This window comes from uncultured Sunxiuqinia sp., assembly GCF_947495665.1.
GTDB lineage: Bacteria > Bacteroidota > Bacteroidia > Bacteroidales > Prolixibacteraceae > Sunxiuqinia > Sunxiuqinia rutila.
Genome location: NZ_CANLZV010000011.1, coordinates 1 through 24,314, shown reverse-complemented (window position 1 = coordinate 24,314; position 24,314 = coordinate 1). Strand labels below are relative to the sequence as shown.

18 protein-coding genes are annotated in these 24,314 nt (G+C 45.6%); 13 read left to right on the top strand and 5 right to left on the bottom strand.

The features are described from left to right. Positions 1 to 116: 116 nt before the first annotated feature. On the top strand, positions 117 to 1,766 hold the full coding sequence (locus Q1A18_RS13445; RefSeq protein WP_299581121.1) for an AMP-binding protein: 1,650 nt from the start codon (positions 117 to 119) through the stop codon (positions 1,764 to 1,766). A gap of 101 nt (positions 1,767 to 1,867) precedes the next feature. Here the strand turns inward: Q1A18_RS13445 and Q1A18_RS13440 are convergent, their stop codons facing one another. After that, entirely contained in the window at positions 1,868 to 2,464 is a 597-nt protein-coding gene (locus Q1A18_RS13440; RefSeq protein WP_299581118.1) for a hypothetical protein, read from the bottom strand. 36 nt (positions 2,465 to 2,500) lie between these two features. Here Q1A18_RS13440 and Q1A18_RS13435 point away from each other — a divergent pair, with 36 nt between their 5' ends. The 6 genes from Q1A18_RS13435 (at position 2,501) to Q1A18_RS13410 (ending at position 8,729) form a co-directional block, all read left to right on the top strand. After that, a complete protein-coding gene (locus Q1A18_RS13435) occupies positions 2,501 to 3,193 on the top strand; it encodes a response regulator transcription factor (RefSeq protein ID WP_299581115.1) in 693 nt (230 codons plus the stop codon). 16 nt (positions 3,194 to 3,209) lie between these two features. Further along, positions 3,210 to 4,688, top strand: coding sequence for a HAMP domain-containing sensor histidine kinase (locus tag Q1A18_RS13430; protein ID WP_299581112.1), 1,479 nt, complete (start codon positions 3,210 to 3,212; stop codon positions 4,686 to 4,688). 155 nt (positions 4,689 to 4,843) lie between these two features. Next, a complete protein-coding gene (locus Q1A18_RS13425; RefSeq protein ID WP_299581109.1) occupies positions 4,844 to 5,788 on the top strand; it encodes a bifunctional methionine sulfoxide reductase B/A protein in 945 nt (314 codons plus the stop codon). 228 nt (positions 5,789 to 6,016) lie between these two features. Beyond that, positions 6,017 to 7,294: a spondin domain-containing protein gene (locus Q1A18_RS13420; protein WP_299581106.1), complete on the top strand. Its 1,278-nt coding sequence runs from the start codon at positions 6,017 to 6,019 to the stop codon at positions 7,292 to 7,294. 283 nt (positions 7,295 to 7,577) lie between these two features. Continuing rightward, positions 7,578 to 8,285: an OmpA family protein gene (locus tag Q1A18_RS13415; protein ID WP_299581103.1), complete on the top strand. Its 708-nt coding sequence runs from the start codon at positions 7,578 to 7,580 to the stop codon at positions 8,283 to 8,285. Between the two features lie 315 nt (positions 8,286 to 8,600). Further along, the gene (locus Q1A18_RS13410; RefSeq protein ID WP_299581100.1) at positions 8,601 to 8,729 is read left to right on the top strand and encodes a hypothetical protein; all 129 of its coding nucleotides are present in this window, start codon (positions 8,601 to 8,603) and stop codon (positions 8,727 to 8,729) included. Between the two features lie 254 nt (positions 8,730 to 8,983). On the opposite strand, the gene Q1A18_RS13405 is transcribed toward Q1A18_RS13410, so the two are convergent. The 4 genes from Q1A18_RS13405 to Q1A18_RS13390 form a co-directional block, all read right to left on the bottom strand. Further along, positions 8,984 to 10,351: a dipeptidase gene (locus Q1A18_RS13405; RefSeq protein WP_299581097.1), complete on the bottom strand. Its 1,368-nt coding sequence runs from the start codon at positions 10,349 to 10,351 to the stop codon at positions 8,984 to 8,986. A 72-nt stretch (positions 10,352 to 10,423) separates the two neighbouring features. After that, positions 10,424 to 12,619: a YccS family putative transporter gene (gene yccS, locus Q1A18_RS13400; protein ID WP_299581094.1), complete on the bottom strand. Its 2,196-nt coding sequence runs from the start codon at positions 12,617 to 12,619 to the stop codon at positions 10,424 to 10,426. Between the two features lie 118 nt (positions 12,620 to 12,737). Next, positions 12,738 to 14,282: an acyl-CoA dehydrogenase family protein gene (locus Q1A18_RS13395; protein WP_299581091.1), complete on the bottom strand. Its 1,545-nt coding sequence runs from the start codon at positions 14,280 to 14,282 to the stop codon at positions 12,738 to 12,740. Between the two features lie 168 nt (positions 14,283 to 14,450). After that, positions 14,451 to 15,353 (bottom strand): AraC family transcriptional regulator, encoded by a 903-nt coding sequence (locus Q1A18_RS13390; protein WP_299581088.1) that lies wholly within the window; start codon positions 15,351 to 15,353, stop codon positions 14,451 to 14,453. Between the two features lie 116 nt (positions 15,354 to 15,469). On the opposite strand from Q1A18_RS13390, the gene Q1A18_RS13385 reads away from it, so the two are divergent. From Q1A18_RS13385 to Q1A18_RS13360, 6 genes are all read left to right on the top strand, one after another. Then, complete coding sequence (locus tag Q1A18_RS13385) at positions 15,470 to 16,096, top strand: sigma-70 family RNA polymerase sigma factor (RefSeq protein WP_299581085.1); 627 nt, start codon at positions 15,470 to 15,472, stop codon at positions 16,094 to 16,096. A 76-nt stretch (positions 16,097 to 16,172) separates the two neighbouring features. Continuing rightward, a complete protein-coding gene (locus Q1A18_RS13380; RefSeq protein WP_299581082.1) occupies positions 16,173 to 17,207 on the top strand; it encodes a FecR domain-containing protein in 1,035 nt (344 codons plus the stop codon). A gap of 83 nt (positions 17,208 to 17,290) precedes the next feature. Further along, complete coding sequence (locus tag Q1A18_RS13375) at positions 17,291 to 20,704, top strand: TonB-dependent receptor (RefSeq protein WP_299581079.1); 3,414 nt, start codon at positions 17,291 to 17,293, stop codon at positions 20,702 to 20,704. Positions 20,705 to 20,734: 30 nt separating this feature from the next. Further along, entirely contained in the window at positions 20,735 to 22,606 is a 1,872-nt protein-coding gene (locus Q1A18_RS13370) for a RagB/SusD family nutrient uptake outer membrane protein (protein ID WP_299581075.1), read from the top strand. Between the two features lie 156 nt (positions 22,607 to 22,762). Then, positions 22,763 to 23,953, top strand: a complete 1,191-nt coding sequence (locus Q1A18_RS13365) for an MFS transporter (RefSeq protein ID WP_299581072.1) — start codon at positions 22,763 to 22,765, stop codon at positions 23,951 to 23,953. Between the two features lie 59 nt (positions 23,954 to 24,012). Then, the coding region (locus tag Q1A18_RS13360; protein ID WP_299581069.1) for a twin-arginine translocation signal domain-containing protein at positions 24,013 to 24,314 on the top strand (302 nt) is incomplete at its 3' end.

Here is a 24,314-nt window from a genome sequence, read left to right as displayed (position 1 = left end):
TTCGAAGCTGCTAAAACATGTTAAAAAGAGATAACATCTCATAGATTTGTTTATTTTTGCTGATCTTAACGATCTTTCTGTTGTTATAGAGGATGTTAAGTGCGAAAGAGTATATCATGAATAAGACTAGAAAATTGACCATGCCTGCCATGTTGCAGGCCAGCTTCGAGAAATTCGCCGAAAAAGACGCGCTTTGTTTTGTTGGCGAAGAGGCTAAAACATATCAGCAGCTTCAAACGGATGTTGAAGCTTTAGGAACTTATCTGAGAGGGCTTGGAGTGCAAAAAGGCTCTAAGGTGGCTATTTTAAGTGCGAACATGCCCAACTGGGGCGTGTCGTTTTTTGCGGTAGGAAGCATTGGTGCCATTGCTGTGCCGATTCTGCCGGACTTCAGTCCTTCTGAAATCCGAAACATTCTTCAGCATGCGGAAGCCGAAGTTATTTTTGTTTCGGAACAGCTTCTTTCCAAATTGGAGCCGGAAGAATACCCGCTTCTGAAGATTATTCAGATTGAAACACTGAAAGAGCTGAATGCCGAGGATTATCCGGCCATGGCCGTGGAAGCTCCGGCTGAATTTCAGTACGAAGAAGTCGAGGAGGAGGATTTACTGTCCATCATTTACACTTCGGGAACAACCGGTAAGTCGAAAGGGGTAATGTTGACGCATAAAAACATTATCTGGACCGGACAGCAAAGTAAATCCTTACAATTCATAAATAGTACCGATCGGTTCTTGTCGGTGTTGCCGCTATCCCATACGTTTGAAAATACCTTGGGCCTGATTTTCCCGATTATGTATGGAGCTTCGGTGTATTACCTTTCGAAACCGCCTGTTGCTTCGGTATTGTTGCCTGCCTTGAAAAAGGTGAAGCCAACCATTATGCTGGTGGTTCCCCTCATTATTGAGAAAGTTTACCGGGGAAAAATTCTTCCACAGATTAACAGCAAGGCGGTAACCCGCTTTCTATATAAAATTCGCCCTTTCCAGATTTTGTTGAGTCGTATTGCCGGAAAAAAACTTTACGAAACCTTTGGTGGTGAATTGAAGTTTTTTGGTATTGGCGGCGCTAAACTGAATAATGAGGTTGAGCGTTTTCTGATGGATGCTAAATTTCCATTGGCCATTGGCTATGGACTAACCGAAACGTCGCCACTTTTGGCAGGTGCGGTAGGTCAGAATGTTCGTTATCTATCCACTGGTATTCCAATGGAAGGTGTAAAGCTTCGCATTGGAAATGCGGATCCGGTAACCGGTGAAGGCGAAGTGCAGGCCAAAGGAGAGAATGTGATGAAAGGTTACTACAAGGAAGAGCAGCTGACCAAAGACGTATTTACCGAAGATGGCTGGTTTAAAACCGGCGATTTGGGACGCTTTGACAAATCCGGCTTCCTGTATATCCGCGGACGGATTAAGAACATGATTGTGGGAGCCAGTGGTGAAAATATTTATCCGGAAGAAATTGAATCGGTGATTAACCGGATGGAATATGTACTTGAATCGCTGGTGGTGGAGAAAAAAGGCCGCTTGGTGGCTATGGTTCACCTGAACATGGAGGAAATTGAGCAGCGGGTCAAGACCATGCGCTCCATGAAAGATGAAGCCGTGCATAAAATTAATGCCCGCGTTGATGAGATTTTGGGTGAAATTCAGCAAAAGGTGAATGATGAGGTGAATAAATTTTCGCGCATCCAGATGGTGGTTCTTCAGCCAGTGCCCTTTGAGAAAACACCCACCCAAAAAATTAAGCGTTTTCTTTACTACTAATTTCGTGTTGAATTAGAACTTCTAATAGAACAATACTACCATCCCCGGGCCTGTCGCCTGGGGATTTTTTTGTCTTGCCTGCCAGGGCAGACGTCTTGCTTTTACCAGCAAGGCATGTTTTGCAAAGCCGCGTCAGTAATGGTGGGTAATTTGTTGATCCAGAGGGCTCCCCGCGGGCCGCTGGCAAGCTTCTGTTCGCCAACATTGTGCTCCCAGCCATCGTCGGCAAGCTTTTGACGGCCAACATTTTGTTGCCAGCCATCGCCGAGAGGGTTTTGTTCGCAAACATTTTGTTGCCGGGCATCGCTGGCAAGCTTTTGCTTCCAAACATTTTGTTGCCGGGCATCGCTGGCAAGCTTTTGCTTCCAAACATTTTGTTGCCAGGCATCGCTGGCAAGCTTTTGTTTCCAAACATTTTGCTGCCGGGCATCGCTGGCACCCTTTTGTTTCCAAACATTTTGCTGCCAGCCATCGCTGGCACCCTTTCGAACCGAAACAAAGGTATGCCGAGCATCACGGGCATACCCCCCCGCTGGCGCCGATTGGCAATCGGTGCCTTGACCGGATATTTTATTGTATTCCCCTGAGTAGCTGAAGATACAAATTATTCGGATTTTGTTGGATCTTAAGAACCGATTCACTTTTGTTTCGGTCCATGCAGTAATTTTATGGCTTTGTGATACTTCTGTGATAAACACATTCTACCTTTCACCTGTTCTTAGAAAAAAATGCCTATGGACAAAGCGTTAATCATTGAGGATGATCGGGATATCTCTGAACTTATTGCCATTCACCTTTCGGATATGAATATGGAGGTGGATAAAGCCTATGATGGGAAGGAGGGCCTGATGAAAGCCTTGAATAACCGTTACCGGTTTATTCTGCTGGATATCCGGCTGCCTTTGCTCGATGGCTTTGAAGTCTGTAAACGCTTGCGCATGGAAAAAGACAATACACCGGTGTTGATGATCACTTCCAAATCCGAAGAAATTGATAAGGTATTGGGGCTGGAGATTGGCGCTGACGATTACATCTCGAAACCATTTGGTATTCGCGAACTGCTGGCCCGGGTGAAGGCTGTATTGCGCAGGGCAGAGCGTACCGCACAAAGTCGTGATGAAGAGCTGGAGTTGCGTTGCGACCAGTTGTATATTAATGTGGGGATGCGCATTGTTGAAGTCGGCGGAGAGCGTGTTGAGCTTTCGCCCAAAGAGTTTGATCTGTTGGTTCATCTGGCTTCGAATCCGGGGAAAACCTATTCGCGCATGCAGTTGCTCGACAAGGTGTGGGGCTATGAATTTGAGGGATTTGAGCATACGGTGAATTCACACATCAACCGCTTACGCTCCAAAATTGAAAAGGACATGAGCCAACCGGAGTACATTTTAACAACCTGGGGTGTTGGTTATAAATTCAGGGAGTCCTGAGCCAAAAAATGATGCTATGCAATTAGTTCGACCCAAAATAGTCAATCGTTTATACTTACAGGTTTCCGCCATTTTCCTGTTGGTGTTGTTCGTCTTTACCGCATTGGTACTCTACATCTCCGTGGAGTCGGCCCGTAAATACTCCATTGAAGTGAATCAGCGGCTGAACCGCGAGCTGGCGCAAAACACCCGCTCCATGATCGATCCTTTTTTGCAGGATGGCGTTATCAGCGAAGAGGGGGTGAAAGACATCATGCACTCCATGATGGTAATCAACCCAATTGTTGAGGTGTATCTGCTGAGTCCGCAAGGTAAAATATTACAGTACGTGGCTCCGGATAAGGTGGTTAAACTTGAGTCGGTCGACCTGGAACCTGTCAAAACCTTTCTGAATGATCCGGAACACAGCATTATTTATGGCGATGACCCACGGAATCCGGGAGAGTACAAAACCTTTTCGGCCACCCGCGTAATGAATGGCAACGAGCTGACCGGCTACATCTACATTGTTCTGGCCAGTCAGGAATATGTTTCGGCTTCCGAAGCGGTGTTGGGAAGCTATATTTTAGGGCTTTCCATTCGTTCGGTGATCATTATTCTGATTATTTCGGCTTTAGTCGGCTTGCTGGCCATTTGGTTGATTACTAAAAAGCTGAATCCGATAATTGAGGGGATTAATGAGTTTCGGGTTGGAAATTTGGGAAAGCGTATTGCCGTGAAAAGTGATGGCGAACTGGATCGGATTGGCTTGGTATTTAATGAGATGGCTGACACCATTGAGCGCAATATCCAGGAGTTGAAAGGCGTGGATAACCTCCGTCGGGAATTGATCAGCAACGTGTCGCATGATTTGCGAACGCCTGTAGCTTCTATTCAGGGCTATGCTGAAACCTTATTGCTGAAAAAGGATAAGATTGCTCCCGTAGAGCAGGAGAAATACCTGGAGGTAATTTTCAAAAGCTGTGGGCGGCTCAAAAAGCTGGTGGAAGATTTGTTCGAGCTGTCGAAGCTGCAGGCGCACCAGGTAAAACCACATACCGAGCCCTTTTCCATTGCTGAACTGGTTTACGACATTGCCAATAAATACCGGATCATCTCTCAAAAAAAAGGAATCAGCATCAATACGGTGATTGCCAAAGAACTGCCTTTGGTGGAGGCTGACGTTTCGATGATTGACCGGGTGCTGCAAAACCTGATTGACAATGCGGTGAAGTTCTGTAAGGAGGGAGATACCATCAACATTGAAATTGACACCCAAAATCCGGAGAAAGTGGAGGTTCGGGTGGCTGATTCCGGGCAGGGCATTAAACAAGAGGAACTGGAGCATGTGTTTCAACGCTACTACAAATCCAGAGAAGATGGGCAGAGTACCGGTTTGGGACTGGCCATCGTTCAAAAAATGGTTGAGCTGCACCATTCCAGCATTCGGGCCTATAGCCAGCTTGGCAAGGGAACCACTTTTGTGTTTGACCTTCCGGTAGCTCAAATTGCCTGAATGTATTCTAAAAAATGAACGTTTTGTGACCTTGCCGTGATAATTACTTAAGAGCTTTGTGGAGGCGACAGGATAAAAGATGATTGTAAAGAATTGGGGAGTAAAGCCATTCTTTGGAATGAGTGAAATTAGCAGAACAATTAAAAAGGAGAAGGATGATGAAACGAATGATGTATTTCATGCTATTTAGCTGGATGACACTTGCTGGCTGTGCACAGACGCAAAGCCAGCAAGCAGGAGGAGACTCCCGCTATTTTCGCCCGCTGACTTCGGAAGAAAAGCGGGTTATTTTGCACAAAGGAACGGAACGTGCCTTTACGGGCAAGTACGATAAGTTTTACGAAGCAGGCACCTATGTCTGCAAGCGTTGTGGGGCCGAGCTGTACCATTCGTCCGATAAGTTTGATTCGGGTTGTGGCTGGCCCAGTTTTGACGATGAAGTTGAAGGAGCTGTGAATCGGGTGCCGGATGGCTTGCGTACCGAAATTACCTGTGCTTCCTGTGATGCTCACTTGGGGCATGTTTTTCTGAATGAAGGTTTCACGGCCAAAAATACCCGCCATTGTGTGAACTCCATTTCGCTGGAATTTATTCCGGCCGGCACGCCTCGAAAGACAGCAAGTGATACGGCCTATTTTGCCGGCGGTTGTTTTTGGGGCGTCGAATATTATCTGGAACAGGCACCGGGGGTAAAATCCGTGGAATCGGGGTATATGGGCGGCAGTAAAAAGAATCCTTCTTACCAGGAGGTGAGTTACCACAAAACCGGGCATGCCGAAGTGGTGCGTGTTATTTTCAATCCGAGCGAGACTGATTATGAAAGCCTGGCGCGGCTGTTTTTCGAAATACATGATCCAACACAGGTCAACCGTCAAGGGCCGGATGTGGGCGATCAGTACCGGTCTGAAATCTTTTACCGGACGGTGGAGCAAAAGGAAATTGCAGAGAAGTTGATTCGGATTCTGGAAAAGAAAGGCTACGATGTGGCCACGCGGTTAAGTCCGGCAGCCAGCTTTTGGCTGGCCGAGGATTACCATCAAAACTACTACGTCAACAAAGGGGGAACGCCCTATTGCCATAAGCGGGTCCAACGATTTTAGAGTTCTACTGATCCCAAGCTCTTCTTTCCAGGATTTTTAAACCCACCATCGCTGTTTGGTTCTCCAAAATGAATCGTTCAGCTTTCTGAATGCCCAGGGCATGCATTGAACCAACACCTTAATGCATGCTTTGGGCATGAAATCGTTACTGAAGTTTTATACTCTCGTGACCACCTTGTGATACTTAAGCAGGAACTTAGTAATCTGTTAATTTTAAAGTTTTTGGCTATGAAAGTATTACGAATGATGATGATTGCGGCACTGTTGACAGGCTTGTTTGTTCAGTGCCAGAAAGAAATGGAAGATGACCTGCCGGATGGCGATCTGAAAAAGGCCTCCTGGCTAAGCGGTACTTACACCGTCACCGTTGAAAATGTTGCGGTGGACTATCCTTTTTTTGAAGCCGGAGTTGTGCGTATTCCCGACGGAGAAAGTTCGGCAGGGCCGGCATTTCCAGGACACGCTTTTAGCTTCTCTTTTCATGCCGGTCCCAACCACAAGCTCTCCTTTGCAAGCATGTATGGCTTATCGAATGATGGTTTTTATGCTCCTGTCGAAGGCGGAATCAGCTTGTACGATTCAGGCGCTCCGGTAACCGGAGATATCACTTCGGAATTGCACCTGTGGGATGCCGGAACCCAGGTGAATCAAATGCCTGGCCCGGATAATCCGCACAGTGGAGCCGATGAAAATGGTGTGGTCAGGAAAATGAGCGATGTGGGCGATGGCTATGACTATGGTTCGGTGGCAACCAACCTGATGGCGAGCTTGAGCTATGAGGGGAACAGCATGTTTCGTTTGACCATTCAAGTGCTGGAAGGAAGCACAACGGCTATTTCGCCCATTGCGTGGGTGGTTCATACGGATGGGAAAACTCCAATTTTTAAAGAAGGAGTGGCTGACGAAGGAAAAGGCCTGGAGCCTTTGGCTGAAATGGGGAATGCTGATCCGTTGGGACATTACCTGGCGTGGAACAGCGGTTATGTGTCGCCCGTTGCCCCGGTGCTTTGGGTGTTGCATGAAAAAAAGGACAAACCCATTTTCACCGAAAACACCCCTGACTATGGTGATGGATTGGAAACCCTTGCTGAAACCGGAAATCCGGAGCCTTTGTTCAATTCGTTGACGGCTGGCGGGTATGCTGCCGGATTTCAGGCTATGCGAACCGATGGTTCAAGCGGGCCGCTTTTCCCGGGGCAGAAATACATGTTCAGCATAGAAGGACATGTTGGGCAGTCGTTGAGCCTGGCAAGCATGCTTGGGGCATCCAACGATATCTTTTTCTCAACAGGGGATGAAGGCCTGAAACTTGATAATGGGGTGGCCGCAAAAGACCTGACCCATTATGTGAAGTTGTACGATGCCGGGACGGAGGTGAATGAATATCCCGGAACCCAAACTTCGGCCGATGTTGTAGAAGATGGAAAGGTGATGCTTCTGGATGATGGATTTAGCTATCCGGATGTCGATCAGCTTATTCGGGTAACGATTCAGAAAAATGAATGAGAATTGATAGACAACAGCAAAGGGCGAAAGCCTGAAAACTCACTTTGAATGTACGATTCAGGGTGGGTTTTCGTTTTTATAGAAAAGCGTAAAGGTGGCCTGGGGGAACCACAAAATTTCTGTATGATTTTTAATTTGTCGCTATCCCAAAAATAAAAGATTAAAATTGGTCAACCATTTATTCTATTTAACGTTTATTTATAGTTCAACAAAAATACTTATTGTAATTTTGAAGAGCCAAAAAAATAAAAACCAATTTCAAATAGAAAAAAGAAGGATTAACATGAAAACAAGAAATGTATTTGTGGCCTTGCTGCTTAGCGGGGCTATGTTAGTAAGCGGCTGTTCAAGCAGCCAGTGGGCAGCTCAGAATAACAAAACCAAAGGTGGCGTTCTGGGGGGAGCCGGTGGCGCATTAATTGGAGCCGGAATTGGAGCACTTGCCGGAAAAGGTAAGGGAGCTGCAATTGGTGCTGCCGTGGGGGGCGCCGTAGGTACGGGTGCCGGCATCCTGATTGGTAAAAAAATGGATAAGCAGCAGGCTGAGCTGGAGCAGATTGAAGGCGCACAGGTGGAAGCAGTAACAGATGCCAACAACCTGCAGGCAATTAAAGTAACGTTCGATAGTGGAATCCTTTTTGCTACCGGAAAAAGTAACCTGAGCATGACTTCAAAAAAGTCGTTGGCTGATTTTGCCAATTCACTGAAGCAAACACCTGAAACCGATGTGACCATTTATGGACATACTGATAATACCGGATCACGGGCCATTAATGACAAAGTATCCAATGAACGGGCTGAGTCAGTTGCCAAATTTTTGATTGAGAATGGCATTGGCGGAGAGCGCTTAACCACGGAAGGAAAAGCTTACGACGAGCCGGTAGCTGATAACACAACAGCTGAAGGACGTGCTAAAAACCGTCGGGTGGAGATTTACATCACCGCTAACTCTACAATGATTCAGCAAGCCGAAGAAGGTACTTTAAACTAAAAATATTTTTGTACTGCAAAACAGGCTATTGCCCTCGGGGGAGTAGCCTGTTTTTTTTTGCTTCTGACCAATGAGTCTTTGGGTAGTCTTCACTTTGGGACGAATCATTTCTGTATTTGCTACGTTCCAACTTTTGAATCAATAAATGAAAGACTTATGAAATTAGGCGCTTTTTCAATCAGTTTAAATGTGAAGGATCTGGAAGTGTCCAAAACGTTTTATCAAAAGCTGGGGTTTGATGTTTTTGCCGGCGATATTGAGCAAAACTAGCTTATTCTCAAAAACGGGAATGCGCTCATTGGCCTGTTCCACGGGATGTTTGAACAAAATATACTCACCTTTAATCCGGGCTGGGATGAAGAAGCCAACAAGCTTGCATCGTTTGACGATGTGCGAAGCATTCAGAAGCACCTAAAGGACAGCGGTCTGGCTTTGATCCAGTAAATTCAGACGGCCAATACAACCGGCCCGGCAAGCATTGTTCTGATTGACCCCGATGGAAATCCGATTCTTATTGGCCAGCATGTTTGACAAACTGAATGGTATTTGGCTAAAAATATGAAAGCCTAGAAGCCACCGTTAACTTGATGGGAGATAGGCCCCCAAAAAAAAGGGATATCATCTTTCAAATAAGATGACATCCCTTTTGCATTTCTCTTGACCGAGCCTCAGCCGGAGAGTCGATTAAGAGGACTGTTTTAGGCCATTTCTGCGTAATACTTGTAGAACAGTGGAATGGTTTGAATGCCTTTAAAAAACTGGTCCAAAGGAAAGTTTTCATTGGGCGAGTGAATGGCATCTGACTCCAGCCCGAATCCCATCAGAATGGATTTGATTCCCAAAATCTGTTCGAAAGTTGAGATGATGGGGATGGAACCACCACTTCGATTAGGCACCGGACGACGGCCAAATACATCAAGGCAGGCTTGTTCGGCAGCGCGGTAGGCCGGCAGGTCAATGGGGCAAACGTAGGCTTGTCCGCCATGCAAGGGTGTTACCTCCACCTTCACGGTTTTAGGGGCAATGCTTTCGAAATGTGCTTTGAACAGCTCGGCAATTTTTTCATGGTTTTGGTTGGGAACCAGACGGCTGCTGATTTTCGCAAAGGCTTTCGACGGAAGTACCGTTTTGGCTCCTTCGCCCGTATAACCACCCCAAATGCCACATACATCAAACGATGGACGGATACCGGTACGTTCGGTGGTAGTGAAGCCACTCTCACCGGCAATTTCATCAATGTCCAGTGCTTTTTTATAGTCTTCCAGCTTGAACGGGATTTCAGCCATCAAGGCCCGCTCTTCAGCCGATACTTCCAAAACATCGTCGTAGAATCCGGGAATGGTTATGTGCCCGTTTTCGTCGGTCATTTGAGCAATCAGTTTTGACAATACGTTAATGGGATTGGCCACAGCACCGCCAAACATTCCCGAGTGCAGATCGCGGTTGGGGCCGGTAACTTCAACCTGCCAATAGGCCAGTCCGCGTAAACCGGTTGTAATCGTTGGTGTTTCCGGGTTAATCATGGTCGTATCCGATACCAAAATAACATCGGCTTTTAGCATTTCCTTGTGTTCTTCACACCATTTCCCCAGGTTGGGCGAACCGATTTCTTCTTCTCCTTCAATCATAAATTTGACGTTGCAGGGCAGCGTATCGGTTTTTACCATCAGCTCAAATGCTTTGGCTTGCATCATGGCTTGTCCTTTGTCATCGTCGGCGCCACGAGCCCAGATTTTGCCATCGCGAATTTCCGGCTCAAACGGAGGTGATTTCCATAATTCCAAGGGCTCAACAGGCATTACATCCATGTGGCTGTACACCAAAACGGTTGGTTTGGACGGATCGATTATTTTTTCGGCATAAGTTACCGGGTTTCCTTCGGTTTCGAATACCTCGGCTTTGTCGGCACCACTGCTGAGCAACAATTCTTTCCAGTATTCGGCGGCTTTGTACATGTCGGCTTTGTGTTCCGACTGCGAGCTGATGGAGGGAATGCGGATCAGGCCAAACAATTCCTGGATAAATCGATCTTTATGTTCTTCGATGTATTTTTCAATCTGATTCATGCGTTTGTTGTTTTTGTAATTTCTGAAGTTTATAAAAATAGGGCTTTATCGTGAGACTGAATAAGAGAAAACTCATGCATTTGAAATTTCAGTCTTGATGGTTGCCTGTGGCTGTGCCTGTTGAATAAAGTCAGCTTGCTGTAAAAGCTGGATGGTGACATCAGCAATGTTGTAAAGCAAGGTGAATTGCATTTGAACGGCATCTTGTTGCGATGATTTTATCCGCAGGCGAATTTGTTTCTGAATGCTTTGCAAATGGATCAGTTCTTTGTCCTTTTGCGCTGAAACATGGGCTTCCTGGAGAACTTTCAAAATTTCGTTGGCCAAAATGAGCTGTTCGCTGTTGGCGGGCTGCCGTTGTTCGCGGTGGGCTCCAAAGGCCGAAAGGTAGGACAACAGTGCGTGGTTGAGGTACGTGAGTGAAAATGCCTGCTCACGAAAGCGCTGCTGCTTCCGGGGTTCTACTTGCATGTTTTGCCAGGCCAGCACCAGGGCATTATCAGCCCGGTGGGCTTCGCGGCGCGCAATGCGGTAAGGCAGGTCGTCGTCTGCTTCCTGCTGCTGGTATTCCTGAATAATGGCTTGAAAATAAGCCGTGTTTTTCTGAATGGCTTCATTCAAAAGTGTGGGGAGCCGTTTGGATTGCCAATCGGGCCAAAGCAGGCGGACGGTGGCGTAGGCCAAAGCTGATCCAATAAGGGTGTCGATTAGGCGTGGAAGCATAAGGGCTACACCTTTGTTGGCAACCAGGTTAAAAACACTGAGCACAAAAATGGTGATGAAAATGACCGAAACAGCATAGCGTCTTCGCAGCCAAAAGAAAAACAAAAAGGCAGCAGCCAAAAGCAGCAGCAGCTGTCCGGGCATGGTGGGCAGCAACTGAACAATCAGCACCCCGCCAACAACCCCGCTGATGGTTCCCAGGATGCGCTGGAAAAGTTTTCGCCGCGTTTCACTGTAACTTGGCTGGCACACAAACAAGGAGGTTAGAATGATCCATTCGCCTTTGGCAACATTAAATCCTTCAGAAATGGCAAAGCCGATAAGAAAACATAAGCTGAGCCGGATGGCATGGCGCAAGCGGGGATGGTCCCAGCTAAGCTGAGCTTTCAAGCGCTGCATGAGTGAGCGTTGATCTTTGGCCAGGCGCGGGCTTAGTGTGCCTGGCTGGTTTTCGCTAAGGTGAAGTAAAGATTGGTGCGAACGCGCTAAATTCCGAATAAGCAAAGCCAGCGGATGGGTGTCACTGGGTTTGTGTTTCTCCAGCTGGTCTGTTAAAACCTGAACCACCCAGCCCAGCGATACCGGGTGGCGGTAGGGAACGTTTGTAAGCAAACTTGTGGCAAATTGCCGGGTGGCTTGCGACAACTGGATCAGCGTTTGGCCAATGCCTTCGAGCAATTCCTGGTTGTGCGGATCGCGGCTTAGCACATCGTAGCGCTCGTGACTGGAAGCGGCTCGTTCGTGCAATCCCTGCAGAACAATAAAATAATGTAGGTAAGGTCTTAATGGCGCATGATCGGTTAAGGCATCGCCATAACTGTTCAGCACTTCCTTGCAGCGTTCCAGAGCATCTACCACCTGTACATTTTGCAACGCCAGCTGGTTGCGTATTTTTTCCTGATGTTTTTCATCGCTGGGGAAAAGTGCGGCCTTTTCATTTAGATATTCGGAGAGGGCCAGGTAACCGCGCGCCAGCTGCTCCTCAAGCAATCGCCAGGGATGATAATAAAGCAAGGCCAATGAAAACAGACCATAAAACAAGGCTCCTGCCGGAAGCAATAAGGGTTGCCAATACCAGGCCGGACTGATTTCGGTTCCCAACATGGCGTAAATTCCCACAAGCACAGCTCCAAAGGTAACTCCACGGTAGCGCTCACTGATTCCGCCAATCAACAGAAAGACGATGGTGGAAACACCTAGCCCCAGCCCCAGTATGATAGGATAGGGACGGAGCAACTCCACTGCCAGACTCGATATCCCAAAACTAACCACTTTCAGGACCAGTGATTTGATCCGGCCTTTGGGGTGGTCATCGGTTTCGGAGAGGGCCCCTGCCAGTGCGCCCAGTGCCAGGGTTACCGCAATAAAGGAATGACCCAAAATAACGAGCGGCACTGCCAGTAAGGCGATGGCCAGGGTTGCTTTGCTGGCCAGCAACAGGTTGGGGTTACTCCAGAAAGCTTGGCGCAAAGGCTCGAGCCAGGCCGGAGTTTGAAATGCCTTTGCTTGCTTATTGTTTGGGTGCATATTAGCCCATTTGTTCATTGGCTGTTTTTTGTGATTTGTTTTCCATACAAAATTAACAAATAACTTGGTCATGCCCGGAAAACAAAAAGACACCAATCGGCAGGATTGATGTCTTTCATCTTTATGGGGTATTTTGTTATACCGAAGGCTTAAGCCAGGAGCTGTTTTCCTGATAGTGGACCACAACCAGATCGCTGGTTTGCAGGCTGAATGTACTCATGGCCTGTTGAATTTCCTGTTGCAGCATGTTTATGCCACCTTCAATCAGGTCGCTCCGGAATCCTTCATCGGCTAGTTTGTGCACCATGTCCATGGAAATGACCCGGCCAATAACAGCTCCGAGTTCCACTGCTTTTCGCTGTGGAAGCTGTAGGTTTAAATCAAAATTGAACAGGTCTTTTAGCTGGTCGGCCGAGCGGCTGGTCAGTTCAAATCCTTTCAGAAAATTAAACAGGTTTTTCTCTTTCAGGCGGCGCATTTGTTTTACAATGCCTTCGGAAATTTGCGCGTACAAAATATCGTTTGAGCCTTCAAAAATCTGGAACGGGCGGCTGTCAACAATGCCACGACCACCCAAATGACTGAGTTTATAGGCTTGCGCACCAACCAGCTGCGTAAGCGACTGTGCTGCCTGCTGCATCAAATCCGTCACAACCGATTTCACGGCATTGGCTTCAATTCCCATTCCGGTCAGGTCGTTTTCCACCCCGGCTCTTTTGGCACTGTTGGAACACATGGCTGAGCAAATGGTAAAGGAGGCTTGCAATTTGGAAAGGCGCTCCTGAACCTGATCATAGCTGAGCAGGCTTTTGCCGCCAACAAAACGTTGTTTGCAATGGCTGATGGCCTCGTCCATAATGCGGTGAATAAAGCCCATGGCCATGCCCGGAAACTGCATGCGCGACCGGTGCAACAGGTCAAGCATCATCTTAACTCCGGTTGAGTGCGGCTTCAGCTGGTGTGTTTTCGGAATTTTCACATCAATGTGATTTCGTCCGTAGGGAATTTGGTAAAGCCCCAGGTTATCGTAAAATTCTTCGACTTTTATGCCTTGGTTGGGTTGAGTGACATCGCAAATGAAAAAGTCAATGTCGCGTTGTAAGTCACCATCGCTGTTTTTTCGGCGGGCGGTTAACAACCAAAAATCGGCCCAGCCCGTCAGGCCGGCCCAGTGCTTTTTCCCTTTGAGGTGAAATTGACCGTCTGCTTCTTGAAAATGAGTCTGCATGCTTAGCGCATCACTCCCGAAATCGGGCTCTGTAATCATGAGCCCTCCCATGTTTTGCTTTTCCAGGAATCGTTTGAAAACCGGACCTTTGGCTTCTTCAAGGGCGTACTTCCCGACAGGTTGCAGGAACAGCGCCGAGTTAATTCCAAAGGTCAGCGAAAGTGCCAACGACTCGTAAGAGGCGGCTTCTAATAAGGCCAGATTTTCGTGCATCAATGCACCACGGCCTCCGTAGGCTTTCGGTATTCCGATGGAAAGCGGGTTGCATTCCATAATTTCGCGCAGCACAAAAGGCGGAAGTCCACGTTGCTGACTGTATTTTGAGATATCACCTCGTTGGTGATATACTTGCTTCATTTTTGTTTTAAGTTTCCCTAAAAATTGTTGGATAGATTCCTGGGGTGTTGGTTTATTCTCCTGAGAGATTTCTTCTTTCTCGATTAACTCATTCATTCTGTGTTCTTTTAAAAACAGGGCAATTGATCCCCCGTAAAAGCAAAAAACACTTCGTATTCGAGATTGTTCTTTGGATGTGGTATTTAGAAAGACACTTATTATGTTTTCCAGGAGTTTAAGGACGGCCTGATTGATGCGCAGGAAATGGTCGAAGATAAACAGGAATCACTGGATTGGGCTGTTGCTTTGAATGTGATTGTGTGCCTGGTGAAACTGGTTGCGATACTGAACCGGTGAAAGCGAGGTGATTTTTTTAAAACACCGGTTGAAGTTGGATAGGTTGTTAAAACCACTTTCGAAGCAAATCTGGGAAACGCTTTGCGTGCCTTCGAGTAAGAGTTTACAGGCATAGCCAATCCGCATTTCATTGACAAACTCAATGAATGATTTCCCCGTTTTCTCTTTAAAATAGCGGCAGAAGGCCGTTGTGTTCATGCCGATATGACTGGCTATTTGTTCCAGTTTAATTGCCTGTCGGTAGTTGGCATTGATAATGTGCATGATTTTGTCGAGCCGGCTGGTTGACCAGTTGTCCAGGTTGAGACGGTAGCTTTCGCTGGCAAGTAATTTATATTGCCTGGTTTTGGCCATTTTTCCAAGAATTTCCAAAAGGAGCAGGGTACGTTTGAGCCCTTTGGTGCTTAGCAGTTTTTTGAGCTTGGGGCCTAAGCGATTGGCTAGCTGTTTCTGAAAGCTTACGCCACGGGAAGCCCGGGAAAGAAGATCGCGTATGGGCAGAAATTCCGGGTAGTTTTCCAGCTGGTCTTTGAAAAAGGTGGCCGGAAAATGGATGACAATGGCATTGACATGATAGTGGGGATCGTTTTGAAAAAATACCTCATCGTTTTTCCAGAAGTGGGGTAGGTTGGGGCCCAGTAAGACTAAATCACCATCGTGAAAATCTTCAACATGGTCGGCAACGAAACGTTTGCCAAAGCTTTTTATAACATAAACCAACTCGTACTCGGTATGAAAATGCCATGGAAAGGTAAAGTGCGGAAAATCATCCCACTTGATGTTGAAAGAGTTTGTTCCTCTGAAACTTACCTGTTCATGCATGATTTTCATAGCTGCTTATTTTTAATAAAATTGTATTGGTTGGTGCTAATTTAATACAAATTTGAACTAAGAATATTAAATGTATAAGTTTTTCATTAAGTTTGGTAGACCTAAAGCCTATTCGTGTGGAAAAGAAATTTGACATGCAGGAACAGCTATTTGCTCAATCCCTGAAAAATGGAGAATTGCATGGATTTGAGTATTTCTTTTGGAGATATTCAAAGGTACTTTTTCACTTTGCTCATAACTTGCTTAAATCATCGTCGGAAGCTGAAGAGGTGGTTCAAAATGTATTTTTGAAAGTTTGGGAGCGAAGATCTCAACTAGACCCGCATCAACCTTTTCGTCCCTATTTATTCACCATTGCCCTGAATGATATCCGAAAATCCTTCCTTGAAAAAGCCCGGCAAAATCAGTTTAAATTAGAGTTGTATGAGTTTCTGGTGGAGCAAGCAGGAGAGGAGGGTGAAAACTATAATTTTTCGCGCTACCTAAAACTGCTGGACGAGGAGATTCATCGTCTTCCGGAAAAGCGAAAAGAAGTTTTTCTCTTGCTCAAAAAAGAAGGATTGACTGTTGCCGAAACGGCTGATTTTTTAGGCATTTCTCCGAAAACTGTGGAAAATCAGTTAACCCAGGCGATCAAGTCGATTCGCAATGCCTTTCACGAGAAAAAGGTTTTCAACCTGTACCTTTTTTCTTTACACCTCTTGAAGACCAGCCAGCCGCTGTTTATAGCCCGCAAAAAATAAATCGAAAAAAGAAGGATTTCCAATAGGGGGGTGCCATCGTTTTTGGATACTCTAGGTAGAGATAGATTGATTAAAAATGGTTGAAAAGGGAGATCGCTTATTGGAAAATTTTTGGGGAGACCGCTATTCGAAAGCCGAATATGAGGCTCTGGTGGATCAATTTAAGGATGACCACCAGCTTGAAAAGCTTCAAACAAATCTTGCCAAGTACTGGAATTTGGCTGATGGAAGCCAGGTGTCGGATGAAATGTATAAGAAGTTATGGGGACGGATAAAGCCGCAAATTGAGCTAGCAGAGGTGAAGGCTGAAAAAAGCCGGGTCGATCGGTTAACGAATACCTTTTATCGTATTGCAGCAATATTGGTTCTGCCACTGTTGCTTAGTTCGCTCTATTTTTTTGGAGCGTGGTGGGAGTTGTCAGGTAGTGAGACGGCGTATGCCGAAATCTATTGTCCTCCGGGAGTGCGTTCCCGCTTTCTTTTGCCGGATGGGACAACAGGCTGGTTGAATGGGGATTCTTACCTGACTTACCCGGTTCACTTTCTTCAGAACAGGTCGGTTGAGCTGAAGGGTGAGGCTTATTTTGATGTCCGGGAAGATAAACGTTCTCCTTTTCTGGTTAATGCCGGAGGTTTAGACGTAGAGGTGCTGGGCACGCAGTTCAATGTGATGGCATATGACGATTTTCATCGGGTTGAGGTTACCTTGGATGAAGGAGCGGTGCAGGTGCGCAAAGAGGGGACCAGTTTGAACGAAGTGTTGGTACCGAAGGAGCATTTGGTGATGGATACCCGTGAAAATCAGGTGTCCGTAAAGACGGTTCAGACCCACTATTTTACGAGTTGGAAGGATGGTTTCCTGGAGTTTCGGAATGTGCCCTTGCATGAAGTTGCCGCGAGGTTGGGGCGTTGGTACAACACCGACATTATTATTCAGGATGAAGCTTTAAAACAGATTCCCTACCGGGCAACATTTAAAGACGAATCGTTGGAGCGGGTATTGGCACTTTTGGCGCTTTCGGCTCCGATTAATTACGAAATTATTGAACCCAAGAAAAATACAGATGAAATCTATGAAAAAAGAAAGGTAATCCTGAGCTATAAAAATTAAAAGAAAGAGGGATCGTGGTTCCAGCACAATCCCTCTGCAATTACTATTAATACTGATGTCTAACCAGTAAACATTTTGAATTTATGAAAAAAATCTCAACCGGCAAGACTACGCCTTGTAGTCTTAAAAAAATGTTACGAATTATGCGCCTGACCTTATTTGTTCTCTTGGTCTTTGTTTCGCAAGTTTTTGCTACAGACCTCTATTCTCAACAAACCAAACTCAACTTATTAATGTCAGACACGCGAGTAGGAAACGTGCTTGACGAGATTGAAAATCAGTCTGAATTCTATTTTCTATTCAATCAAAGCTTGATTGATATGGATCGGACAGTAAGCCTCGCGTTGAAAAACAAAAGCATTACTGAAGTGCTTGATGCGGTGTTTGCCAAAACCGATGTGAAGTATGTGATTAGTGACCGGCAAATCATTTTAAATGTTGATGATAAACCTGATTTTATGGGAGCCAGTCAGCTCCGGAAAGTGAGCGGTCAGGTCACCGAAAATAATGGACAGCCTTTACCCGGGGTGACCGTTGTGGTGAAAAACTCAACTACCGGAACCATTACGGATGACAATGGAAATTACCAGCTGGATGTTCCTGAGGGAGCTGAAGTCTTACTGTTCACCTTCATTGGAATGCGAACCGTAGAAGAAACCATTAATAACCGGATGACAATTGATGTGGCTATGGAGCCCGATGTTGTTGGCTTGGAGGAAGTAATTGCCGTGGGGTATGCTTCACAGAAGAAAGCGAACATTGTTGGTTCGGTAACCTCAATAAGTGGGGAAAAAATTGCTTCTATTCCAGCTCCTGATATTAGTAACGCCATTTCTGGTCGGATGCCCGGGTCTGTTGTTATTCAGCAAAGTGGTGAGCCCGGACAGAATAGTGCCAAAATATTGGTTCGTGGTCGTACGACCTTAGGTGACGACAATGACGATCCTTCAATCACAGCTCCTTTGGTGGTTGTTGACGGAATTCCCGGACGTTCGCTGGGCGACATTGATCCGGTTGATATTGAAAGTATTTCGGTATTGAAAGATGCTTCGGCTGCGATCTATGGAGCAACAGCTGCCAACGGCGTTATTCTGGTAACCACCAAAAAAGGAAAGTCTGGAAAACCAACACTTAGTTACCAGTTTTATCAAGGGTTTATGACTCCTACCATATTGCCAGAAGTAACCAATGCTGGTGATTATGCCACGATGCTGAGCGAGTATCAGGACTACGAAGGAAAGCCAAGAACCTTTACTGATGAGGATATTGATCTGTTTTATAGCGGCCGAGATCCGTGGGAGCACCCCAATAGTGATTGGGTGGGTGATTTGATTGCTGATTGGACAACAACAAGCAAGCATAATATTAGTTTAGACGGAGGAAGCAATGGAATGTACTACTATGTTTCCTTTGGCTACAAGAATGAAGAAGCAATTTATGAGCAGGAATCAACAAACTATAAACAGTATAATCTGCGTGCCAAGTTAGAAATACCAATTACCGACTGGCTGAAAACATCAGTTGATTACGCCGGATTTTTGAATAATAAACTATATCCAACAAAAGGAGCCGGTGCCATTTATGGGCAGTCTACCCGTTTGGTTCCCACCCAGTGGTCATTCTGGCCAACTGGCGAACCCGGACCCGATATTGAATATGGGGATAACCCGGTAGTAACTTCTACCCTGGAAGGTGGATCTGACGATCAGAAATCATACATCAATCAAACAACGTTCGGTGTAACTGTTACTCCACCATTTATTAAGGGATTAACCTTGAGTGGAATGTATACCTATGACGTTACCAACTTATACCGGAAACGATTCCGCAAACCGTGGACACTTTATTTCCCTAAATGGGATACCGCTGTTCGTGACTCCGAAGGATTTATAACCAGCATGGAACTAACACCAACACTTCGCGGGTATTCTGCTCCAGAATTGGTGGAGGATTATGATCGGAGTATTCGCAAATTGACCAATATAAACTTTAATTATGCACGCGATTTTGGCGATCACTCTTTCAACCTTTTTGGTGCTTATGAAGAAGTTGATCAAAATTCAAACTACTTTGGTGCATTTCGTAAGTATTATATTTCTGAAGTTGTAAAAACGCTGGATGCAGGTGCTGATGCCGACCAGGATAACTGGGGAAGCATGGATATTTATGCCCGTAAATCCTTGATTGGACGTTTGAATTATAATTACAAAGGGAAGTACTTGCTGGAAGCGATTATTCGTCGCGACGGTTCCTTGAAGTTTCCACCGGACAGTCGATGGGGTAATTTCCCTGGTTTGCTGTTGGGTTGGAGAGCTTCTGAAGAAGATTTCTGGAAGTCCAGTTTAGGCTTTATCAACTACTTTAAGTTAAGAGGTTCGTATGGAAAAATGGGGATGGACCCCGGAGATCCGTTCCAGTTTATGAATAAATACATATTAGCCAGTGGTTTAACGCTGGGAACAGATAAGGTTGTTGAAACGGTTGTTCGCCAGGAAGGTGTGGCGAACCCCTTTATTACCTGGGAAAAGCAAACAACATACAACCTTGGGTTTGAATCTCAATTGCTGGAGAATATGTTCTCGTTAAATGCTGATTTTTTCTACAGTAAACGTTCGGATATTTTGGCATCGCGTGATGCGTCGGTTCCGGATTTTACCGGTTTAGCATTACCCGACGAAAACATTGCAGAGGTGGATAACCGGGGATTCGAAATTGAAGCAGGCTACCATAAAACGATTAATCGCGATTTAAGGTTTGACCTTGGAGGTAATATTGCTTATAACCATAACGAAGTGGTGTTTATGGATGAGCCTGAAAGAGCTCAGCCTTGGCAACAACGCACGGGACATCCTTTTGGAGCGACTTTACTTTACAATGCTATTGGTATTTTTGCCGACCAGGCTGCTGTTGATTCTTATCCGAGCTGGCCGGGGGCTAAGCCGGGTGATGTCATCTTTGAAGATGTTAGTGGGGATGGAAAAATTACCGGTGATGATCGTATTTTGTTGGACAAAACAGATGCACCTGAACTGTTCTATGGAATATCCTTGGATGTGAATTATAAGAACTGGTCTCTTTCGATGTTGGCTCAAGGGCAGGGAACTTATTACCGGATGAATATTGCTGATGGTCGTCGTGGGGAAGCCGGAAATTATTTCCAGTGGAGTTTTGATAACCGTTGGACCACAGAAAATATTCACACCGATGTGGCAAGAGCCTATAACCGCGATGACTTGTATTGGGCATTTGATGTCAATAACAGTACTTATCATTACAACAATATGGCGTATTGCCGTTTGAAGAATGCGATACTCACCTATCATATTCCGAATCGGTTGTTTGGCAACAGCGGTATTTCACGGGCAAGCGTCTATTTTGCAGGAAACAACTTATTCCTGATTTATGCAGCACAGAAGAATTTCGATCCTGAAATTGGAGCTCCTATGACCTATCCAGCAGTGAAGACCTTTGCAATTGGAGCAAGAGTTACATTTTAATCATTTTATGAATTTTGAAAAAAGAAGAATATGAAAAAGATATTAGGATATTCAATGATGATGCTGGCGCTCCTTCTTGCGACAACATCATGCGATGATGTTCTCGACCAAAAAGCTGTTGATGCATTTAATGAAGAGTCTGTTTTTGAAGATATCAACCTGGCTAAGGCTTATTTGGGAAGGTGCTATGATTTTATTGGAGCCGATAATAATCAGGTATTAGGATTACGCGAAGACTTGCTTGCCGGAGCTACTGATGAAGTATTATGTATTCACCGTCCGGGAAGCTATCCTTCGGTAAAGGGTATTATGACGCCGGATCATTTGGGTCACTTTGGAAGCTGGCGCTTCAACTGGACTACCTGGGCCTTGTATGGCAGTGTGAAAAATGTGAACGTGTTTTTGGCCAATGTTGACAATGTACCCGTTGAAACGAGTAACGATGAAGAGCTGATTAGTCGTATGAAGGGAGAAGCTTATTTTATTCGGGCTTTTAACTATGCCAACTTAATGCGCTCTTATGGCGGCGTGGTGTTGATTGAGACCCCCTATGAACTGGGTGAAGATTTCTCAACGGCTCAACGTGCTTCCATTGATGAGACCCTGGATTTCATCTTGTCCGATTGTGATGATGCAATTGCTTTGCTGCCAGAAAAAGATGGTATTGAGCAAGGACGTGCAACCAAAGGTGCAGCAGCTGCTTTGAAATCCAGAATATTAAGCTGGAGCACTGGTGAATTGATGAATGGTGGCTATGAAGCTTCCAATGGACTGGTATCTTTTCAAACAGGATCGCGAACTGAAAGGTTAGAAGCTGCAAAGGCTGCAGCCAAAGCTGTTATGGATGGAACCTATGGAGATTATGCTCTGACCGGAACAACCGATGATCCTCCGGCTAACATGAGCGAAGAAGAGGTTATGGCCTATGCGGAGAATTTCTTTAGCATTTTCACTCAAAAAGGAGAGTGGGACAATGAAGCAATATGGGGAGTTCAGCATTTGCAATCACAGGGAAATACCACAACCCAAAATCGGTGGTGGGGCCCCAACGGCTACCATAACTGGGGAAATAACGGTCCGAATGAGCCTGTTGTCAGAAAGTTTGAAATGGCTGACGGAACTCCATTTGTTTGGGATAAATATAATCCGGGAGATGACTTTATTCGCGAAGCCACTGCTGCTGAGTTGGAAGCCGATCCGGAAATTAATCCTTATGTCGGTCGCGAGCCCCGTTTTTATGCTACCGTTTTATTTGATGGTGCCAAGTGGATGGATCGTCCCAGTGATGGCGCCGGAATTGATCCGGAAGGCCGTGTTCAGACCGGGTATTATATTGCTGCTGGTGATACTACTGCAGGACTCGACACCCGTCAGAGTTTTATTGAAAGCTGGAACGGAACAAAAAATGGGTACTATCTTAAAAAATACCAGGACCCGGCAACCGTTGGTCAGCACTTTAATAACCAGAATGCCTGGATTGAACTCAGGTATGCCGAGGTGGTAATGGATTATGCCGAAGCATGCATTGAGTTGGGCGGAAGTGATCTGCAGACTGGATTGGATGCTTTGAATATGGTTCGTAACCGCGCTGGTGTGCCCGATCGAGTGACAACTGATCAGGATCAGGCCCGGGAGTGGTATCGTAAAGAGCGACAGTTGGAGTTCTTTGGTGAAGGAGACCGTTGGTACATGATGCGTAAATGGATGATTGCTGATGAGGTAATCGAGGATGTTTACCTGATGAAAATTTATCACTATGCTGACGGCAGTAAGCGTTGGTTTTATGATACGGCTAAAAGCGTTGATGACCGCGCGTGGGATGATTCAAACTATTGGTTGCCGATCTCACGGACGGAAATTAATAAAGCGCCTCAGCTTCAGCAAAATCCAGGATATAACTAATCGATAGAAGCAAGTTAAAAACACAAGGCAGACCGTGATTGGCTTGCCTTGTGTAAAATGGTTGGTTTTAGGCTAATCCCAGCCAATCATTTTGCAGTTTTTATTTCTTGAAAAATCTACACTATTCAATTGTATAACTATTTGTAAATAAATGCTATGATTAGATTCAAGCTTTCATTAATGATGCTCCTTCAATACATGATGTATGCTGTTTGGTGGGTTCCACTGGCAGCTTATTTAACTAACCTTGAAGTAAGCAGCACACAGAAAGCCTTCATCTTAAGTTCTATGGCGATAGGATGTATTGCTTCTCCATTGATTGGGATGGTTGCCGATCGATATTTTTCCAGCCAGCGCGTACTTTCGGTACTCAATATGATTAATGCTGTAATGTTGTTAGGCGCAGGCTTAACCCAAAATCCGGATATCTTATTCCTTTGCCTCTTGGTTGCCATGTTGGGGTATATGCCTTCCTGGAGTCTGACTAGTACCATTTCAATGGTTCATCTCTCCTCCGAACAGTTTCCGAAAGTTCGGGTTTTTGGTTCAATTGGCTGGGTTGCTTCCGGGCTGTTCAGTTTGTTCTTTGTCCATTTCATGCATCTGGATTTTGATGGAACCAATATTCCTTTCTTTTGTGGAGCAGGGGTCAGCTTGATTGCTGCAATCTTTAACCTGGCTTTACCCGATACTCCTCCTTTGGGCAAAGGCAGTAAGAGTACGATTGCCGATGCTTTTGGACTGGGAACTTTACAGCTGCTGAAAGACCCTAATTTCGCTGTTTTCATCCTGTTTTCGTTTCTTTCCATGATTCCGTTTGCCATGTACTATTCCTTTTTTTCAGAGTTTCTGCTGAATATGAATACCCGTTATATTTCGGTAACCATGAACTGGGGAGTGCTTGCTGAAATGGGCTTTTTATTGCTGGTGCCTTTGGCCATCAAAAAGTCAGGACTTCGAAAAGTGATGATTTTTGGGTTGGTAGCTTTAGTCATTCGTTACCTCTCGTTTTATGCGGGCGGCCTGATTAGTCAAACCTGGATGTATTACATCGGGATCTTGATTCATGGACTGATATTCGGCTTTTTTCATGTTGGAGGACAAATCTATATCGATAAAAAAGCGCCCAAAGAATTGAGGGCTCAGGCTCAGGGGTTTATCTTTTTGATGACCTATGGGCTTGGTCTGTTACTGGGCAATTTAATCTGTGCCTGGATCATAAGCTATCATCAGCATACCAGTGGCTATAATTGGGAGGCGATATGGGGAATAACAACCCTAATGTCACTGGGAGTACTGTTTCTTTTTACCCTGTTTTTCAAAGATCGGTCGGTGCAGACAGATTAACCGGAAAGCAGACTTGTCTGAATTTTTAACAATGAAACCTAAATTTTAAAAACCATATAATGACAGAAAAATCGAATTTCTCAAGACGTAAATTTTTAACCAATGCCGCCGCGCTAGGCGCTGTAGGTGTGATAGGAGCGAATGCACTGGTATCGTGTTCCGAAAAGAAGAAAACGGTAGAACTGAACTTACCTCCTTTGCTTGATCAGGCGCCGGATGGCAAACCCCTTAAAGCTGGTGTGATTGGCTGTGGTGGCCGTGGCTCGGGTGCTGCACTCGACTTCTTAAATGCCGGTCCTAACCTGGTGATTCATGCTTTGGGTGATGTTTTCCAGGATCGGATTGACGACTGCCGGAATAA

Coding starts and splice junctions, on each gene's coding strand:
- Q1A18_RS13405 (WP_299581097.1), bottom strand. CDS start 10,351: ATGAATCAGATTGAAAAATACATCGAAGAACATAAAGATCGATTTATC.
- Q1A18_RS13435 (WP_299581115.1), top strand. CDS start 2,501: ATGGACAAAGCGTTAATCATTGAGGATGATCGGGATATCTCTGAACTT.
- Q1A18_RS13410 (WP_299581100.1), top strand. CDS start 8,601: ATGTTTGAACAAAATATACTCACCTTTAATCCGGGCTGGGATGAAGAA.
- Q1A18_RS13390 (WP_299581088.1), bottom strand. CDS start 15,353: ATGAAAATCATGCATGAACAGGTAAGTTTCAGAGGAACAAACTCTTTC.
- Q1A18_RS13370 (WP_299581075.1), top strand. CDS start 20,735: ATGAAAAAGATATTAGGATATTCAATGATGATGCTGGCGCTCCTTCTT.
- Q1A18_RS13430 (WP_299581112.1), top strand. CDS start 3,210: ATGCAATTAGTTCGACCCAAAATAGTCAATCGTTTATACTTACAGGTT.
- Q1A18_RS13365 (WP_299581072.1), top strand. CDS start 22,763: ATGATTAGATTCAAGCTTTCATTAATGATGCTCCTTCAATACATGATG.
- Q1A18_RS13415 (WP_299581103.1), top strand. CDS start 7,578: ATGAAAACAAGAAATGTATTTGTGGCCTTGCTGCTTAGCGGGGCTATG.
- Q1A18_RS13395 (WP_299581091.1), bottom strand. CDS start 14,282: ATGAATGAGTTAATCGAGAAAGAAGAAATCTCTCAGGAGAATAAACCA.
- Q1A18_RS13445 (WP_299581121.1), top strand. CDS start 117: ATGAATAAGACTAGAAAATTGACCATGCCTGCCATGTTGCAGGCCAGC.
- yccS (WP_299581094.1), bottom strand. CDS start 12,619: ATGAACAAATGGGCTAATATGCACCCAAACAATAAGCAAGCAAAGGCA.
- Q1A18_RS13380 (WP_299581082.1), top strand. CDS start 16,173: ATGGTTGAAAAGGGAGATCGCTTATTGGAAAATTTTTGGGGAGACCGC.
- Q1A18_RS13425 (WP_299581109.1), top strand. CDS start 4,844: ATGATGAAACGAATGATGTATTTCATGCTATTTAGCTGGATGACACTT.
- Q1A18_RS13420 (WP_299581106.1), top strand. CDS start 6,017: ATGAAAGTATTACGAATGATGATGATTGCGGCACTGTTGACAGGCTTG.
- Q1A18_RS13375 (WP_299581079.1), top strand. CDS start 17,291: ATGAAAAAAATCTCAACCGGCAAGACTACGCCTTGTAGTCTTAAAAAA.